17 protein-coding genes are annotated in these 17,611 nt (G+C 34.4%); 11 read left to right on the top strand and 6 right to left on the bottom strand.

The genetic code is table 11. The features are described from left to right. Window positions 1–128: 128 nt before the first annotated feature. Together C0W29_RS00090 and C0W29_RS00080 are read left to right on the top strand one after the other, a co-directional pair. On the top strand, window positions 129–377 hold the full coding sequence (locus C0W29_RS00090; protein ID WP_036796391.1) for a hypothetical protein: 249 nt from the start codon (window positions 129–131) through the stop codon (window positions 375–377). Window positions 378–626: 249 nt separating this feature from the next. Further along, complete coding sequence (locus C0W29_RS00080; protein ID WP_107174211.1) at window positions 627–1,790, top strand: lysozyme inhibitor LprI family protein; 1,164 nt, start codon at window positions 627–629, stop codon at window positions 1,788–1,790. A gap of 63 nt (window positions 1,791–1,853) precedes the next feature. Here the strand turns inward: C0W29_RS00080 and C0W29_RS00075 are convergent, their stop codons facing one another. The 3 genes from C0W29_RS00075 to C0W29_RS00065 all read right to left on the bottom strand — a co-directional run bounded on the left by C0W29_RS00075 (window position 1,854) and on the right by C0W29_RS00065 (window position 4,674). Then, window positions 1,854–2,594, bottom strand: coding sequence for a potassium channel family protein (locus C0W29_RS00075; RefSeq protein ID WP_045044553.1), 741 nt, complete (start codon window positions 2,592–2,594; stop codon window positions 1,854–1,856). A 289-nt stretch (window positions 2,595–2,883) separates the two neighbouring features. Beyond that, window positions 2,884–3,780 (bottom strand): fructose bisphosphate aldolase, encoded by an 897-nt coding sequence (locus C0W29_RS00070; protein ID WP_045042084.1) that lies wholly within the window; start codon window positions 3,778–3,780, stop codon window positions 2,884–2,886. Window positions 3,781–4,134: 354 nt separating this feature from the next. Then, complete coding sequence (locus C0W29_RS00065) at window positions 4,135–4,674, bottom strand: DUF3332 domain-containing protein (protein WP_045044554.1); 540 nt, start codon at window positions 4,672–4,674, stop codon at window positions 4,135–4,137. A 426-nt stretch (window positions 4,675–5,100) separates the two neighbouring features. Here C0W29_RS00065 and C0W29_RS00060 point away from each other — a divergent pair, with 426 nt between their 5' ends. The 6 genes from C0W29_RS00060 (at window position 5,101) to C0W29_RS00035 (ending at window position 10,784) form a co-directional block, all read left to right on the top strand. Beyond that, complete coding sequence (locus C0W29_RS00060) at window positions 5,101–5,421, top strand: helix-turn-helix domain-containing protein (RefSeq protein WP_045044555.1); 321 nt, start codon at window positions 5,101–5,103, stop codon at window positions 5,419–5,421. Window positions 5,422–5,583: 162 nt separating this feature from the next. Further along, window positions 5,584–5,895, top strand: coding sequence for a helix-turn-helix transcriptional regulator (locus C0W29_RS00055; protein WP_045042087.1), 312 nt, complete (start codon window positions 5,584–5,586; stop codon window positions 5,893–5,895). 9 nt (window positions 5,896–5,904) lie between these two features. Further along, entirely contained in the window at window positions 5,905–6,675 is a 771-nt protein-coding gene (locus tag C0W29_RS00050) for an EAL domain-containing protein (protein ID WP_045044556.1), read from the top strand. A 356-nt stretch (window positions 6,676–7,031) separates the two neighbouring features. Continuing rightward, a complete protein-coding gene (locus C0W29_RS00045; protein ID WP_235868987.1) occupies window positions 7,032–8,648 on the top strand; it encodes a phosphoethanolamine transferase in 1,617 nt (538 codons plus the stop codon). A gap of 76 nt (window positions 8,649–8,724) precedes the next feature. Then, window positions 8,725–9,402 (top strand): response regulator transcription factor, encoded by a 678-nt coding sequence (locus C0W29_RS00040; protein ID WP_045042089.1) that lies wholly within the window; start codon window positions 8,725–8,727, stop codon window positions 9,400–9,402. Window positions 9,403–9,404: 2 nt separating this feature from the next. After that, window positions 9,405–10,784, top strand: a complete 1,380-nt coding sequence (locus C0W29_RS00035) for a sensor histidine kinase (RefSeq protein WP_045042090.1) — start codon at window positions 9,405–9,407, stop codon at window positions 10,782–10,784. Between the two features lie 18 nt (window positions 10,785–10,802). Here C0W29_RS00035 and C0W29_RS00030 read toward each other — a convergent pair whose 3' ends face one another. Then, window positions 10,803–11,741, bottom strand: coding sequence for a LysR family transcriptional regulator (locus tag C0W29_RS00030; protein ID WP_045042091.1), 939 nt, complete (start codon window positions 11,739–11,741; stop codon window positions 10,803–10,805). 96 nt (window positions 11,742–11,837) lie between these two features. Here C0W29_RS00030 and C0W29_RS00025 point away from each other — a divergent pair, with 96 nt between their 5' ends. Together C0W29_RS00025 and C0W29_RS00020 are read left to right on the top strand one after the other, a co-directional pair. Beyond that, the gene (locus tag C0W29_RS00025) at window positions 11,838–13,049 is read left to right on the top strand and encodes an MFS transporter (protein WP_045042092.1); all 1,212 of its coding nucleotides are present in this window, start codon (window positions 11,838–11,840) and stop codon (window positions 13,047–13,049) included. 153 nt (window positions 13,050–13,202) lie between these two features. Then, window positions 13,203–14,843, top strand: coding sequence for a SulP family inorganic anion transporter (locus tag C0W29_RS00020; RefSeq protein ID WP_052671573.1), 1,641 nt, complete (start codon window positions 13,203–13,205; stop codon window positions 14,841–14,843). 65 nt (window positions 14,844–14,908) lie between these two features. Here the strand turns inward: C0W29_RS00020 and C0W29_RS00015 are convergent, their stop codons facing one another. Beyond that, on the bottom strand, window positions 14,909–15,358 hold the full coding sequence (locus C0W29_RS00015; protein WP_045042095.1) for a hypothetical protein: 450 nt from the start codon (window positions 15,356–15,358) through the stop codon (window positions 14,909–14,911). Between the two features lie 330 nt (window positions 15,359–15,688). Between C0W29_RS00015 and C0W29_RS00010 the strand changes: the two genes are divergently transcribed. Continuing rightward, a complete protein-coding gene (locus C0W29_RS00010; RefSeq protein ID WP_045044557.1) occupies window positions 15,689–16,633 on the top strand; it encodes a DMT family transporter in 945 nt (314 codons plus the stop codon). A 229-nt stretch (window positions 16,634–16,862) separates the two neighbouring features. On the opposite strand, the gene C0W29_RS00005 is transcribed toward C0W29_RS00010, so the two are convergent. Then, entirely contained in the window at window positions 16,863–17,438 is a 576-nt protein-coding gene (locus tag C0W29_RS00005) for a VOC family protein (protein ID WP_045044558.1), read from the bottom strand. Window positions 17,439–17,611: the final 173 nt, after the last annotated feature.

Genomic DNA, 17,611 nt, shown 5'->3' with positions numbered 1-17,611 from the left:
ATCTACACTGGTAAATAGCTAATCAGCCACGCTTACAGATAGCGTTATCATAATTAGGCTAGTCTAATTAGAAGAATTTACTTAAAATGAACTATTGCAACAAGTAATCACTCAAAGAGTACAACATGATTAATAATGAACTAAGTGTTATCGATAGTCTTGAAGAACTAGAAGCGTTTCTACTTTCAATTGAAAGTGGTGGCCTTGGTCTACAAGGGGTTGAAGGTATCGGTATGGCAACTAACAATGCTGATGGTCGTCACTTTGTCGCTGTTTTTAATAACCAACATCAGCTGATTTACGGACGTTGGATTAGCGATGATGTGTTTGAGAACGGTAAAGAATTAGTCAGTAAAGGCCCTCGCCGTAGTCATTAATTAACGTTATTACACAAAGCTATTAAACCACTAAGCGCCTCTAATAATAACAGGCGCTTTTTTTGATCGATAAAAAAAACCAATAAACAATGGTTTGCTATTTTATAAGTTGATGTACTACTATCAGGCGGTAACGCACAAGATGACACATAAATACTGTTATCAGTTCTAATATTTAACTGATTATTTTTAGTAATACGGAAAAATAACGCCAATAACATAACTGATAAAAATATGAAGGACATTATCATGCCATTCTCTTCTCGCTCGAAATTATTATCTGTCGTTATTGCTTTATCCTCAGCTATAGTCAGTACTAATGTAAATGCTGAGCCACAAAAATGCAGTCAGTTAACGTCCGCTATCGAAAAAACAATTTGCGCATCTCCTGAATTAACAAAAATGAATCATCAGGTTGAGCAACAATATACACAATTAAAAAAAGCCCATAGTCTTGTCGATAATGTTGTTATAACAAATACTCAAAATCAATGGCGTGAACAAATAAAAAAACAATGTACCACATTAGAATATATGAAAGGTTGTATCCGTATTAGCTTACAACGTCAACTGTATGATATTAAAAATCAAGTTACAGCGTTAGCAACTGTCAGTAAAAAATGGCGACGCGTAAATAGTTCATTACGACAATATGTCAATACAGTAAAAAGTAATATTAAGCAATGCCCTACAATCAGCATTAAGCCAACGAAAAATATAACGCAACTGATTCCAAGTCAGTATGTTTACGTTAAATCTTTAGTTAACCCACAATGTAATACTGTTATAAGAACTTTTGCTGGATGCAGTATACTCAAAAATAACCGCTGTAATAAATGGCAGTTAAAACTTGTTGCCTCTGATGCTAATAATCAACACCCCTATATTATCGGCACATTAGCGCCAACAAGTAGAACAGGAAATAGTGGTGCTATTTTTGTTCCTTATAAATTTAGCCCCAATGGTAACAACCTAATATTAAAAGCAATGATGGAGCCAGCAGGTGCTGGTGGTGGTAGCATTAATTATGGCTATGATATTATTATTCAAAATAGCAAGCAGCAACTTGCGACATCAACACAACATTATCTAGCACCCGCTAATGCACATTTCTATGCTAATAATACACGTGTCGTTTATTTAGAAAATTCGTCGTTATTACCTAATTATCCGCAACCTGGTGGTGGTTCTAATAATGGCAAATTAGTCATAAAAAACATCAATAATGATAAGGTACTGCTGACTAAAGAACGCACAGATACTAGTTACACGATTAAAGAGATAAATTCAGCAGACCATACTATGACTATCACGACAACCCATCATCGTTTTGGTGGTAAATGTCCAAGAATGGAAGATTCGCTTGGCTGCAGTTCACGTACTACGACTGAAGAAAAAATAACATTACCTTAGTTTTAATAGTCTCCATTTTTATAGTATCTAAGCGACATTAGCCCTCATATTTGAGGGCTATATTTATTCTTTTTTTAGATTTACAGTTTCTGATTTATTTTTGTTTTCTTTTACCCGATAAGTACCATCTTTATAAGTAATATTAAAAGCAAAGTTACTTAGAACAAGTCCAATAAAGATAAAATTATACATCGAGTGAATAATAGCTAATGCTTTAGCATCATGCCCTATTGGAGCCATATGACCATAACCAATCGTTGTCGCCGTTATAAAACTAAAATAAATAGCATCAAAATTAGACACTAATTCACTCACTCCACCCGTTGCTTTATAAAGCACAGCAAATCCCAAACACACTTCTATATAGTTAATTACAAGCATTAAATAAGAGCGTTTTTTAGATATCGGAGGGCTATATATATCAGAAAGAAAGATAACACCTAGTAAATATAATAATGTTTCAAGTAGAAGATAACTAATAAGAATAATTGCAAAAATTGAATCCTCTAAGTTACATCTAAAAATAATAATTGGTGTTATCAATTTAAATATAACATAAACCTCTGAACAAATTTTTCGAGGCAACAAACCAAATTTACCAGATATATGACGAAGGTATAACCCTGGAAATACATAAGAGGATAATACTAGAAATAATTTAAATAGACGTTCAATACCAAATGTATTCTCTTTTTCATCATTCCAAACAGCTTTTAAATGATCATTTTGAATAGTAATTGCTGGTCTAACACATCTAAATTCAGTACTCCAATTACTCAAAAATAGCTTTTTTAAAAACCTCAAAGTAACTCCTATAACTACTGTGATTATATATTCTTACCACTTTTCATAGCATATCATTATTTAAGAAGTATTTCTGTTCCATCGATCTCATAGTAAATTAATATCGCAATGATTAGATCATAAGTTATTATATCTATAGCACAAAAAGATGCAGGACATAATATACATACTTAATAAATATGCACATTATATCCTACATCGATTTTTATATTATTTTGTAACGTTTGACTATATTCAACAATATTTAAATGAATAAATACGCATTATTATTGTCAAAGATTATAGCAACTTATGAGCGAGATGCTTGATAAATTGGCTCAATTGTTTTTGCTAATGCTGCATCAAAATCGGCTTGAGCTTGATCAGCAAATAAATCATCAGTTAATACACGAGAGAAACTAGCAATGATACCATTATTAGCTGCTAATTTTTCACATGCTTGCATTAACGGGAAACCACCTGATAACGCAACAACTTTAACAACATTCTTATGTGCAATTAAATCACTGTATAAATTAGCTTGCTCTGGCAATGTTAATTTTAGCATCACTAATTGATCATCACTAAGTTGATCAAGCTGTGCCATTAACTCGCGACGTAGAATAACTTCTGCTTGTGCTTTTTCTGGACTATCAATGCTAACTTCTGGCTCAATAATTGGTACTAAGCCACCTGCAATAATCGTTTTAGCGACTTCGATCTGCTGAGCTACAACCGCTTTGATACCAGCTTCATTTGCGTCCCAAATAACAGAGCGCATCTTGGTACCAAATACATCTTTGCTCTTAGCTTTAGCAACTAGAGCTTCAAGACCAACAATAGGCTTCATTAGTTGAACGCCATTCACCTTATCTTCAAGACCTTGGTCTACTTTAAGGAAAGGTAATACTCCTTTATCTTCCCAAAGGTAAAGTGAAGAAGGTTTACCTTCAATTTCACGATCTAGCGTATTTTCAAATAAAATAGCGCCGATAACTTTATCGCCACTAAACGCAGGGCTAGTAATAATACGAGAACGCATGGCATGCACTAAGTCAAACATTTGCTCATCATTGCTATAGGCACTTTCTTCGATACCATAAGCTTTTAAAGCCTTAGGAGTACTACCACCACTTTGATCTAGTGCAGCGATAAAACCTTCCTGAGTGCGCATTTTTTCTAATTGTTGTGTGTTAAATGTAGTCATAAATTGTCCCTCTGCGATTCTAGTTAATTCTGCATACTCGCTCAAACAAGAGTAGTATTAATTAATCAAAAAACAAAAAAAATTATAGTTATCAAGATGTAGTTCGTTTTTTTATTTAATTCCCTTGACTTGCTATCTACTATATCCAGTATCTTACTAGCATAATATAGCTCTTTCGACAATTAATAACCAAAAGCGGACAATGTAAGTTTTACGAAATCACCACCTACGTGAAATAACACATAACTCATTGTTTAAAATGAAAAAACCGCATATCTCGATGAGATATACGGTTTAATAGTCAATATATTGATTCAGGATTTACATATTTATCTATTAAAAAGCAAACCATTACTACGCTTGCAGATCAGCATACTGGCCAAGTTCTGCAACGGTAACTGCAGTAATAAACTCACCGTCGAGATAAAAATTCACAGCATCGCCTGCTTTCTCTCCACGTAATAGCGTTATTGCCCCACCACTATGAGACACTTGCATTTCTAACGTCTTATCATCAAGCTGTTTAAATGTAGCAGCTTCAATATCACTATTTTGTACACTTGCTAATGGCACTGTGGTTAATGAACGATCTAACATATTGTTGATTTTCAAAAATGTATTCAGTTTCATGTCAGCAACTGCTGGTGATTTTCCCGTAATTGGGTTTTTACCGGTCCAAAATTCAATTGAATTGAAGATAAATAAATCGGCCGTTGCTGCAATGCCGTACACAGGGCTCAGCAATACATACAATCCCGCACGCCCATAACGGTTATCAACAGCAGACAAGTTGGCTTTAGTTACCACCTTTGACGCACCCATTTGGCCAATACAACCCGTTAATGAAGTGGTTAATACTGCAATTGCTACGGCTTTAAGTGCAAGCTTTTTCATTTATAATTAACTCCGAACATATGATCTGACGAGATCAAAAACATGCGGATTATAAATTTTTCCGTATTCGTTACGAGCAAATAAGTAATAGCAAATGTTTCATTTGAAACAGGGTTGTCACATTTATAAAGATAAAGAATTAGCGTTTATTATCATATGATACAATTTGAAAACTAAGAACAAAAACCAACCGCATAATAAATCAACAAAAACGACTTCTTATTCAAAAAATAATTATTAGTTAATATAAACAACTATCCCTTACAAGAAACAAAACATCCCTTAATGGAATAACCTTTCTCAGATTATGTTTTTTCCCCGTGTCGTATTTTTAATACAAAAGCATAATTTTTTGATTATTTCATTTAAAAAAAACATAACCATATTGTAGAATACCTAAACAATCTGCCTACCCAGCATATTTAAATGAATATAAAAATACTTAGACTTAGGTATTCATTAAAACTATCGCAGAACGATATGGCCCTTGCTTTAGGAATATCAAGAAGTACGTTAGTTAGAATTGAACGAGGCCAGATTTCACCTAAAGCAGACATTATAAAAAAACTATCTCTATTGTCAGAAATGGAAATTAGTTATTTTTATCATTCTGAGGATAAATATATAAAAAAAATAGAAACCATTATCACTGACAATAACCTTAATGCTGATGATGTTTTATTATTATTAATCAACAAGATCGAACTTGATACCATTAGCGAGATTTATGATAGAAATACATTATAAAAAGACGTTAATGTCTATAAAAATAATGCGCAATTTCATACAACAGAAAATATTGAACAATGACTTATCGGATATCGAACAATTCCTAGAAATATACAATTTTAAAATTAATGAACTATCTATAATAATAAATTTAAAAACTGGAGGTGACATTTAAAATTTATGCATAACAAAATAAAAAAAGCCCGTTCCGAGTTAAAAATATCACAACTAGAAATGTCTAATTTATTAAACATATCAAGGCAATCATATATTGACATTGAAAATGGAACACGAATTCCACGTGCTGACTTACTCTTTAATATTTCTTTGATTACAAATAAAAAAATTACTTTTTTCTATAATGAGCATAACCTAAGTAAGTTAGATCATATTGCCTTTTTATTAAGAGGAAAAACAGAAGCAGAAAAAAATCATTACCTAAAAATATTAGAATCACTAATAAAAAAACACAAAAACAATCATTTATCTTAATGGTACAATATGAACAGCATTGAAATTACAAAAACACAAATAACCGATGCCATTTCAACAGGAAAAATACAACCTTTCATACAGACAATAGTTAATGTAAACAAAAACTTAGTTGGTTTTGAAGCGCTTTCTCGTTGGATTGTATCAGACCACGAAATCCGGTTACCCTCAGAGTTCATACCGATAATAAAAGATGACCAGCGACTATCTGAAAACTTAACCAATAGCATTTTATTACAGCTAATCGATCACTTTAAGCCTCATAATAACAATGGATTATTTATTTCTATAAATATCTATAGCCATAGTTTAACGACACCAGTCATCCATTTACTGGTAACATTAAATCAATCTATCAATGTTGTTATTGAAATATTAGAAAATGATGATCTAGAAAATATAGATAATTTTAGAATGACCTTACATTATTTAAAAGTGAAAGGTATAAAAATTGCTCTAGATGATTTTGGCTGCGATAAAAACATTAATGACCGCCTATTTGATCACCCTTTTGATTACGTAAAAATTGATAGACTTTTTGTACGTGATATTGACACTAATTTATCTAAATTAAAGTCATTACAAGCAATGGTAACGTTAATACAATATTTTAACTTACCTATTATTGCCGAAGGTGTAGAAACCGAAAGTGTTTTTAAGTTATTAACAAATCTAAATATAGAAATGTATCAGGGATACCTATTTTCTAAACCAAACCCTTTAGGAGCTAAACCGTATCAACCAACTCCCCTAGCAAGTAATGATTTCGAAAATAACTAATATTTTACCAATTACGGTGCTTTAACCTACTAACACATAAAAATTAACAACAAAGCACCGTAAGCCACAATAGTATCCACCGCCCACCATCAATACCATAAAGACATATATAATGACTTCATTTTACACTTTTTTATACTAAAACCATTGCCTAATATTTTTGATTATGCATAAAGTATAAATAAAATCATTAGATACCATAATAAAAATTAAGACCATTCATTTGATATCCTACTGACTTCATTCTCTAGTAAACACTGCACTATTCTTTCATACTACCAACTGAATAGTCTTAAGTAAGTCTTAAGTTATGCTGTAGATAATAGCGTCATCCGTTAACTAATAAAGAATAAACAATGCGCAAAATTTTTCACTTAAAAATGACCAGCTTTATTGTATGGCTGTCTCTTTATTTCACTCTATGCTTCAATTTTCCGACATTAGCAAAGATCTTTTCGTTAAGCCATACGGTATCAAATCCACTTTTTCCCTATACAGCACCCATTGTTTTAATTGCCGCTTTTATCATTATTTTTAGCTGTTTATGCTGGCCGTATGTGTTTAAAGCCATCATGATCTTTTTAGTAATAACGTCATCAATGGCATTATTTGCTGAAGTCAATTACCACACTTTATTTGATAATGCGGTTATCGAAAGCATCTTCCAAACACGCTCTGATGAAGCAATGTCATATGTGAATTTGCATTCTATAACCTATATTGTGGTATTTGGTATAGTGCCAAGTATTTGGATTGCTTGCGTTAAGATCACTAAACGTGAATCATTTATTAAAGAAATCATCGCTCGTATTATGCTTATTGGTATTGCCACCACAGCCCTACTTATTATCGCGCTAACTAACTACAAAAGTTATGCTGCCGTTGGGCGTAATAACCATTATTTAAACCGAATGATCATACCTGGCCATGTTTACGCCGGTGGTAAATACTTATACAAAGAATTCATCTACAAACCTTTGCCTTATAAAAAACAAGGCTTAGATGCGACATTACCCTCCACGAAAAACCACAAGCCAACATTGTTTGTAATGGTGCTCGGTGAAACGGCTCGTACCTATGATTATGCCTATAACGGTTATGATCGAGATACCAATCCTTATACTAAAAATGAAGGTATAATTTCATTTAAAAATGTTCAGTCGTGTGGCACATATACGGCATTGTCAGTGCCTTGTATGTTCTCTAACCTAACTCGCGCTCACTACAATCAAGATCGTGCTTATAGTCAAGATAACGCTGTTGATATTATTCACCGTGCAGGCGCAGAGGTGTTGTGGATAGACAATGATGGTGGCTCAAAAGGCGTTGCAGATAGAATGCCTTATGTTACAACTGATACATCAAAACATAACCAATATTGTGACGGCACCAGTTGTTATGATGGCGTAATGCTGAGTAAAGCAGCAGCCTTTATACACAAAGATGATAAGAATAAATTGCTGGTTTTACACCTTATCGGTAGCCACGGCCCGACATATTACCAACGTTACCCAAAACAGTTTGATCGCTTCAAACCATCTTGTAACCGTAGTGATATTGAAAATTGTACCGACCAAGAAATCAAAAATGTTTATGACAATACCATTCTCTATACTGACTATGTAGACGAACAAGTTATTAAGCTATTGAAGAAAAATGAAAATAAATACAATGTCGCAATGTTATATATGTCCGACCATGGTGAATCACTCGGTGAAAATGGGTTTTATCTTCACGGCGCGCCTTACCCTATTGCACCGAAAGAACAAAAACATGTGCCGTGGCTATTATGGATCCCCACTCAATATGCTCAGCAAAAAGGCATTAATCTTAGCTGTTTAAAAGCGAAAGAAGACGTTGGTCATTTATCACAAGATAATTTGTTCCATAGCTTATTAGGCCTTTATGGTGTGCAATCTAACGTTATCAACCCTGCACTTGATATTAGTGCTAGTTGTAGAGTTAAACCATAAACGACTAAGGTAACACTATGATTTAATGTATACTTATACATCCCGTATGAGTATACATTTTTACGTTGAGTTTATAATGAAACTATTGATTATTGAAGATTCCTCACCGTTGCGCCGTAGTTTAGTTGTTGGGTTCAATAACTTAGGGATCACAACCGATGAGGCAAGTAACGGTACCGATGGACTCAGCTTAGCACTTAATAATCCTTACGATATTATCATCTTAGATCTGATGCTGCCGGGTATTGATGGCATGGAGATACTCAAGCAATTAAGGCAATCTGCGCTACAAACTCGAGTTATTATCCTTTCAGCCAACAGTCAACACCAAGATCGCATTAATGGATTACTGCAAGGTGCAGACGATTACCTTACTAAACCTTTTTCTTTTGATGAACTGCACGCCAGAGTTATTGCTATTTCTCGGCGCGGTATTATTAATAATTTCACCAACACCATAACAATTAATAACTTTATTTTAGACTCAAACACGATGAGTTTGCGTTATGAAGCGATCGATATTGATCTCACACCTAATGAATTTAAAATTATTGAATACCTCTTTAATCATCCGAATCAAGTGATGAGTACAGCCATGATCAGCGATAATATTGCCAATAATTTCGATTATATTTCTAAAAACACCATTGAAGCGCATATTTCTACTATACGGAAAAAAATAAAATCCCACCCAATTACAGCGACTTTTCCACTTAAAAACAAACGTGGTTTTGGCTACTATATTGAGAGTTAATAATGATTAAAACACGCTCAATAAAAAGAAACTTAATTAATACCATTTCCGCTATTTTTGGATTATTTATCATCATTGTGTATACATTTATTGATACTAGTATTGATGATTGGGCTCAACAACAATTCAAAACTGGACTAAAAGAGAAAATGGAGCAGATAAAAGTCCTGCTCCATGATGATGTCACTCCCATTGTCGATAATTCTAGTAGCCATTATTTCTATCAAATCTGGAAAAACAATCAAACGATCAAACGTTCGGCCAATCTTCACCCCTACCCTGAACTAAACCTACGCCACACTAAAATTGCAACTAACTCACATCAGCTTGTTCAAATAATCATGCCAAATAATACACCAGGGCAAGCGCTTTTATCGTCATATATTCATCGAAACAAAGATGGATCAAGTGACTATATGTATATCACCGTCGCAACCTCAACCAAAAGCCTTAATCGTATAACAGGGATATTAGATCTTTTGCTGATTGGCAGCTTTTTATTATCAATGGTCATCATTCGAATTGTGACTAAAAAAATTGTTAGCCAAGGCTTGCTGCCTTTAGATTCATTAAACCAACAAATTAAAACCTTCAATAACAATAATGACGATTCAAATAAGCATTTTATTTTTGATGGCAATAAACATTACTCTGAAATTGATCTAATAATTAACGAATTAAATAATTTCTTAGCCATTAATCGTAATAGTATTGAAAATGAAAAGCGCATCACATCAGATATTGCCCACGAAATAAAAACCCCTATCGCCGAGCTGATTACACTAACAGAAGTCCACCAGCGCTTTCCTGATGATGAGCGATTAGCTAAAACATTTACTGATGATATTTTGCAAATATCTAATAGAATGCGAATAATTGTCGAAAATTTATTATTACTTCAACGTACATCGTCAACGATTGAGCTGTACAAAGAACCGCTTTATATGATGGTATTATTAGATGAAATTCAACAAAGATTAGCCTTTAAATATTCTAATATTACGAGCAGAATGACAATAAATATCCAGCTTAAATCAGCAATTATTGCCGATGAATTTAGTCTAAAAACAATCTTAACAAACCTAATTGATAATGCCTTATTTTATAGCTTACCCGATGACAATATTAAAATTAATGTCTTAGACAATACACAACAAATCAGTATCGAAGTCGTTAATATCGCGACCATTCACTACTCAACAACCGAACTCGAAAAGTTAATCCAACCTTTGTATCAATATGACAGCTCAAGATCAAACGATAGCCGCTATGGTCTAGGGCTATCGATCGTTAGTAACATTTGTAAAATAAATAACTATCGATTATCGATAACGCAATCTGTCAATGGCGATTTCAGTGTCATGGTGCGTATGCCTAAATAACAAATCATCATATTGTTATTATGAAATTTTTTGATCTATTTCTACCATACTTTGAATCCCTGCGGTCATTATTTCCATAAATAATCGCAGTCTTTTTGAGTAATAATTTGAGTAGGGATATACCAAATAAATCGGTAATGGATCAGCTTGCCACCCTTCAGCAATATGTACAAGTTGACCTGTTAGTAAGTAAGGTTCAACTAACCATGAAGAGACGGTACTGATCCCTAAGCCATCCTTGACGCATTCGACAGCAGAATACAGGTTATCTGTCGATAGAATAGGATCTAATTCTAATATAGAGGTTGTATCGCAAGCGGTATTCTTTAACGTTAGCTCATTGTTATAAAAACTACTAATCGTAATCCATGGCCATTGCTGTAGTTCAGTAATATTATTAATTTTCCCGTATTTTTCGATCAGTGAAGGAGCAGCAACCACAATACGAGGAACATGTGCGATGAGTTTAGCAACTACATTTGGAGTTGTAACAGCGCCTACATGAATAGCGCAATCTATATTATCTGAAAGAAAATCAGGTAAGGTATCATTCAACAACCAATCAACACGCATTTCTGGATACATCGTAAGGTATTCTATTAACGGCTTAACTAACTGTTTCTGACCAAAAGCATGAGGTACCCTTACTCTCAATCGCCCTTTAAGGGTAGCCGTATCGTTCACTACCGAATCTTCTAATATTGACCACTGCGCCAATAATTGTTTAGCTTGCTGATAACAACTGTCCCCTTCATCGGTTAATTTTAATTGATGCGTAGTGCGCAGCATTAACTTGCAATTAAGAATTTGTTCCAATGATTTCAATCGTCGACTGATCGTCGGTTGCGTTGTATTTAATTGGATAGCCGCAGCACTTAAACTTCCAGCTTCAACAATTCTTACCCATGTTTTAAGTAATAATATTCGGTCGAGGTTTTTTAGAGTCTGTATATTCATACGCTGAGTGTATAACAGTATTACGATTATGCCATCTATAAAATTGGTATTCGTTCAGGCATATTCCGTTCATCTTTTTCCGCAAACGGACACACGATGACTCTTAAAGCTTACACACTGACTAAACAGCAAACATTACCTCTTAAGCAACTCTTTGGCTTATCTGTCGGTGCTGGATTTAGTGTCTCTGCCATGTATTATAACCAGCCTATCATCGGATTATTATCACATGCCTTCCAAGTAAAAGTCAGCGAAGCAGGACTCGTTGCGATGCTCACTCAAATCGGTTATGCACTCGGGATCTTTTTTCTCGTACCTTTGGGAGACATGGTTAATCGAAAAAAACTGATCATTTCTAAATTAGTTCTTCTTTGTGGTGCACTGTGGCTCTGCAGCCTTTCTTCTACCTTTCCAATCTTATTAATAACGAGTTTGTGTGTTGGAATTTTAGCTACATCCGCGCAAGATATCGTCCTTGCTAGTACAGTAATATCACCGCCTAATCAAAGAGGAAAATCAGTCGGTATTGTAATGACCGGGTTATTATCAGGAATACTCTTATCCCGCGTATTTAGCGGTATTATTGGTCAATTTTGGGGTTGGGAGATAATATTCCAACTTGCCGCTTCAATTATCATGGTATTAATTATCTATTTTTGGTTTTCATTACCTACGATGCCATCCCAAAACACGCTGACATATAAACAAATAATGGCTTCATTAAAGCCGCTATGGCAACAATTCCCACAGTTAAGACAATCCGTTATTGCTCAATGTTTCGTATCAATTGCCTTTAGTGCCTTTTGGACAACCCTAGCACTCTTTTTGTCGCATAATTATGGATTAGGTAGCGCTACTGCTGGCGCTTTCGGCTTAGCTGGTGCAGCAGGTGCTATCTCGGCACCGTTAATCGGTGGATTATCAGATCGCATTGGCGCCCATAAAATACTCTTAGTCAGTATTAGCATCGTTATTTTATCATTTATCGCAATGCTATTTATTCCACTCTTCACTATACACCTTCAAATTGGATGGCTGGTTTTATGTGTAATACTTTTTGACTTTGGTATCAACGCAACATTAGTGTCACACCAAACGATTGTTTATAGTTTAAAACCTGAAGCAAGAGGACGCCTTAATTCAATTTTATTCACGTTTATGTTTATTGGTATGGCAATAGGATCTGCCGCGGGTGGCTACCTTTATCAGCACGTAGGATGGAACGGCGTTTTAGTGCTCGCTATCGTTGCTCCATTGATCGCATTAATGATTAGAATGAAATCAACAACACCAATAGCGTTAGCTTAGCTTTTTCTATATTAATAAAAGGTTGTAACATCATCACCATCTTGTAACTATTCAAGATGTTACAACCTATTTTATGCATTAACATTTTGATATTCGTATAAAGAATGCGATTATGCTCGTAATTTATAACGTCATCTTAAAGCGAACGATCAAATGCATAGTAAAGTACATAATGTGATGGCGTGGCGTCAGGATATTTTTGCAGGATTATCCGTCGCAGCCATTGCGTTACCCGCTCAAATGGCAACAGCACATTTAGCAGGCTTCCCCGTTATTTATGGTTTATACGTTTTTGTTGTATCCAGTGTTGGTTTTTTCCTTTTTGGCAGCAATCGTTATTTATCTTGTGGGGCAGATTCAACCATTGCACCTATTTTTGCCGTGAGTCTTGCAGGTTATGCTGCATTGTTCAGTGCGCAATACATGGCACTCGCCTCATTATTAGCATTACTTGTTGGGGGGATCTTATTAGCAGTTTATATTTTTAAACTCGGTTGGGTCGCCAATTTACTGTCTTACCCGGTAACATTAGGCTTTTTAGCTGGCGTATCAATTCATATTATTGTCAGCCAACTGCCTTCTATTTTAGGCTTACCGCATGATTTGGCATCACCATTTCAAGCCCTATATCATTTAGTACTAAATATAGGACAGCTTAACGTCATCACAACCTTAATTGGTGGTGGCGTATTTGCCTTTATCTTTTGGTTTAGTCGCCAATATAAACGCTTCCCCGCGGCACTGGTTGCCTTGACGGTAAGCATAACAATTGAAATGGCGTTAAATGCTAACAACATTCATATACCAACATTATCAAATCCTGCCGGGTTTGAACTGCATTGGGCAATTATTGGATTACCGTGGCAACAAGCATTAACTATTTTTCCATTAGCGTTATTGATTGCAATGATTTGTATTGTCCAAACATCGGCGGTTTCTAACACCATTAAAGACCGTAATACGACCCCTAATTTTAACCGCGACTTTGCAGGTATCGGCTTAGGTTCTGTTTTATCAGGCTTAATTGGTGGCTTTCCAGGTAATGCTAGTCCACCCCGCAGCATGTTAATTCAACAAACTGGAGCATACTCAAAATGGGCAGCACTCTTTTCAGCAGCAGTGATTTGTCTGGTATTACTCTATGCTCAAAACGTTTTTCATTTAATCCCTAAAGCAACCTTAGCGGGGATCTTAATGTATGTCGGCTTAAGTATTTTCAAATGGACTGAGATTAAGCGGATCTACCAACAAAACCGTCAAGAGTTCTACTTATGTTTAGCGACTATGTTGATGATAGTCACTTTTCGAATTGATATTGGGGTAATGTTTGGCGTTTTATTATCATTACTACACAGTGTATTTATTATCACTCGCCCAAACTGTGAAGAATTGTTCCGTGAGCCTAACTGCGACCATTGGGGACACCGCTCGCGTTTAAATCCAGAAGATAATCTATCAACTGAAGAAGATGTTGCTGTGCTTCACTTTTCAGCGCCGTTATATTTTACGACCTTTTCATATTTTGAAGAACGTATTTTACAACTCGCCAATACTCGCCCACTGCTGCATTTGATCATTATTGATGCCAGTAGTATCAGTGATATGGATTTAACGGCCGTTGATAAGATTGAGGTATTAAGTCAAAAACTGACGCACCGTAATGTCACATTAGTCTTTGTTAATATTGAGCATCCAAGATTTCGACGTTTGGTTGAAACCACTAACCTGCTAACTATTTTAGGTCAAAAAACCGAGTACAGCAGTATCGAAGTTGCTATTAGCGCCCATCACTAATTAACGCTGACTGATTTAAATGGTTACGAGATATGTGTCACATCATGGCACATATCTCATTATTGTTATGCTAAGTGCTTGGCTTGTTGTTGTAATTCTTTTTCCGCTTTCACTAAATCCTCAAAAGTCCAACCTACCGCTTCTGTTTTAGCCATAAGGCCACAAATATCAGCGATCTGGAATACATCTTCTGAACTGTCACTGTAAGTCACGACTAATTGTTGATCTTTCATATCCCAAGCCTCTGGATCTTTATCACCAATAAGTCCATCTAAATAATCGCCTAAACAGCAATGCACGATTAAGAAATGTTGCATTTGCAATTCTGAAACACCCAAAATATTAGCGGCTTCAACATAATCATACATATAGCTTGCAGATTCAGTATCAATAAAAAATTTAGTGACTTCTGCATCCCAATACTCAAAATCTGCAATTTTAGATGATACATAACACTCAATTGCGTTCACAACGATGCAATAATCACCAACCATTGACTCATATTTTTTAGACATAACGACCCTTTAAATACTACTTATATACATGATGTTGAACTAACACATGCACACGTCTTAATTATCTCGCAATTATACTCAATACCAACTGCGTTGATAGCATCATACATAAAATATATGGGATAATATTTATAATCATAGCTTCTCTTTATAACATAATCTTATAAAGCGAGATCTAAAACCAAAACCCACTATTTATAAATATATAGATAAATGAAATAAATATAGATATAAGTTCAACAACTTATCGTTTGATATTTATCATACAATACTTTCAATACTTCATTTATATTGCTTGCGATTTATATCATTACATAAAGAATAATTATCATGAAAAACAATAAACTTGGCCTACTTTATAGTAGTATTACACTTTTATTCTGGGGAATATTACCTATTGCATTAAAACTTTCTGAAGAATTCATTGATGCAACATCACTGAGTTGGTTCCGTTTTTTTATCGCTTTTATTATTATATTTATAATTCAATTATCCTCTAATAATTTAAACCAGTTTAGAAAAATAACAAAAATTGAGGCAATAAAACTTTTATTTGCTGGTGTTTTTTTAACGCTTAACTATGTTACGTTTGTCTTAACATTAAAATACTTATCGCCAGGAGAAGCACAGCTAAATTTTCAAGTCGCCCCCTTTTTTCTCGCCTTTGGCAGCCTATTGTTTTTTAAAGAACGCTTAAGTGCCATTCAACTTTCGTGTTTATTCACTTTAGCTATCGGCATTATTCTTTTCTTCCATCCCAATATAAGTGGCCATATCAACACAGGAAGTAAAGTCTTAATTGGGGTTGGCATTATTGAATTTTCAGCGCTATCTTGGGCATGTTATACCTTGCTACAAAAATCACTAATGGCTAAGTTATCCACCTCAAACGTTTTACTGTGTGTATTTGGAATTGGTATGGTTTTACTCACACCATTAACTGATTTTACTCGCTTAACGACATTAACGGGATTTGATTGGAGTATTGCTCTATTTTGCGCCTTCAATACCTTAATCGCTTATAGTGCATTAGCAAAAGCATTAGTTTTCTGGCCTGCAGCTCAAGTCAGTGCCGTCGTTGCCGTAGCACCGGTGATCAGTTTTACATCGACCGCCTTTGTTGTTGCAATGGGATGGTGGCCAAGTCTTATCAAAGCACACCATCTAAGTTCGTTATCAATCATTGGTATTATTGTTATTGTTGGATCTGTTGCTGCGATGCAATTATTACCTCATTTGTTAAATCAACATAAACAGATTGAACAACACAGTTAATTATCACTAATATTGCACTATTCAACACTTAGATATGTATCAATAACAAATGATACATATCTAACTATTTCCATAACTCATCACAAACTAACTAAAAGGAAACATGTATAGGAGCATTTAACATATTCAATCGAACATGTTCTGGCAGACATCACGCCGTTCCCTGAAACAAAAAGACTGCCACTATGGACAGTCATTTAACAATAAAGCGATGGAAGTAGACCTGTAACTAACCACCAATATCAGTGTGGCCTTCTTCAAACTCCCACTGAATTCCATATTTATCAACGAAGTAAAAATATTTTATATTACTAATAATATGACAGACCTCTTTTTTCATCTGTAGGTTCTGATTTTCATCTTCATCAAAAAAGAAAAACTCATCTTGATTTATATTTGAAATTTTAAATGGCTTATATTCGTTATGATCAGAGATTAATCTAACATCATGGTGGTTTTTTATTCGATTAAATTCATCTTCAATATTCGATACTTTCAAGCATACGTGTCCAATATTTCCAATCGTATTCGTTTGCTTTGATTGATTTTGATTGTTGATACCTTGAGGACAATGATATTGCATCAATTCTATAAATACATCACTTTCATCAATTTTCAGAAACTCTATTGATACATCTACATCATTAGGACTTTCCATAAATCCAGCAGATTTTGAAAAACCTTCATTTCTAAAGTTTGGAAATCTTTGTTGTGGTTCAGCTTTTAATAGCGATGAGTAATATTTTGATGCAGAATCAATATCATCTACAATAATATTCAAATGACCTAAACTTTTTATTGTCATAATGCCCTAACCTATTTTTTATAATGTTATTAATAATGAGTTAAAACATCATACAATATGTTATTAATTAGATTTTAATAGAAGATCTCAATTCATAATATACTGACACACTATTGACATATTGAGTTTATAAAGCTGAAATTTACTAACAATAAATTTTTGTTGATTAATAC

Origin of the sequence: Photobacterium kishitanii (assembly GCF_003026355.1) — a bacterium.
In the GTDB taxonomy this organism is placed as follows: Bacteria; Pseudomonadota; Gammaproteobacteria; order Enterobacterales; family Vibrionaceae; genus Photobacterium; species Photobacterium kishitanii.
The sequence above is the reverse complement of the archived record's forward strand: the minus strand, read 5'-3'. Positions and strand labels throughout refer to the sequence as shown.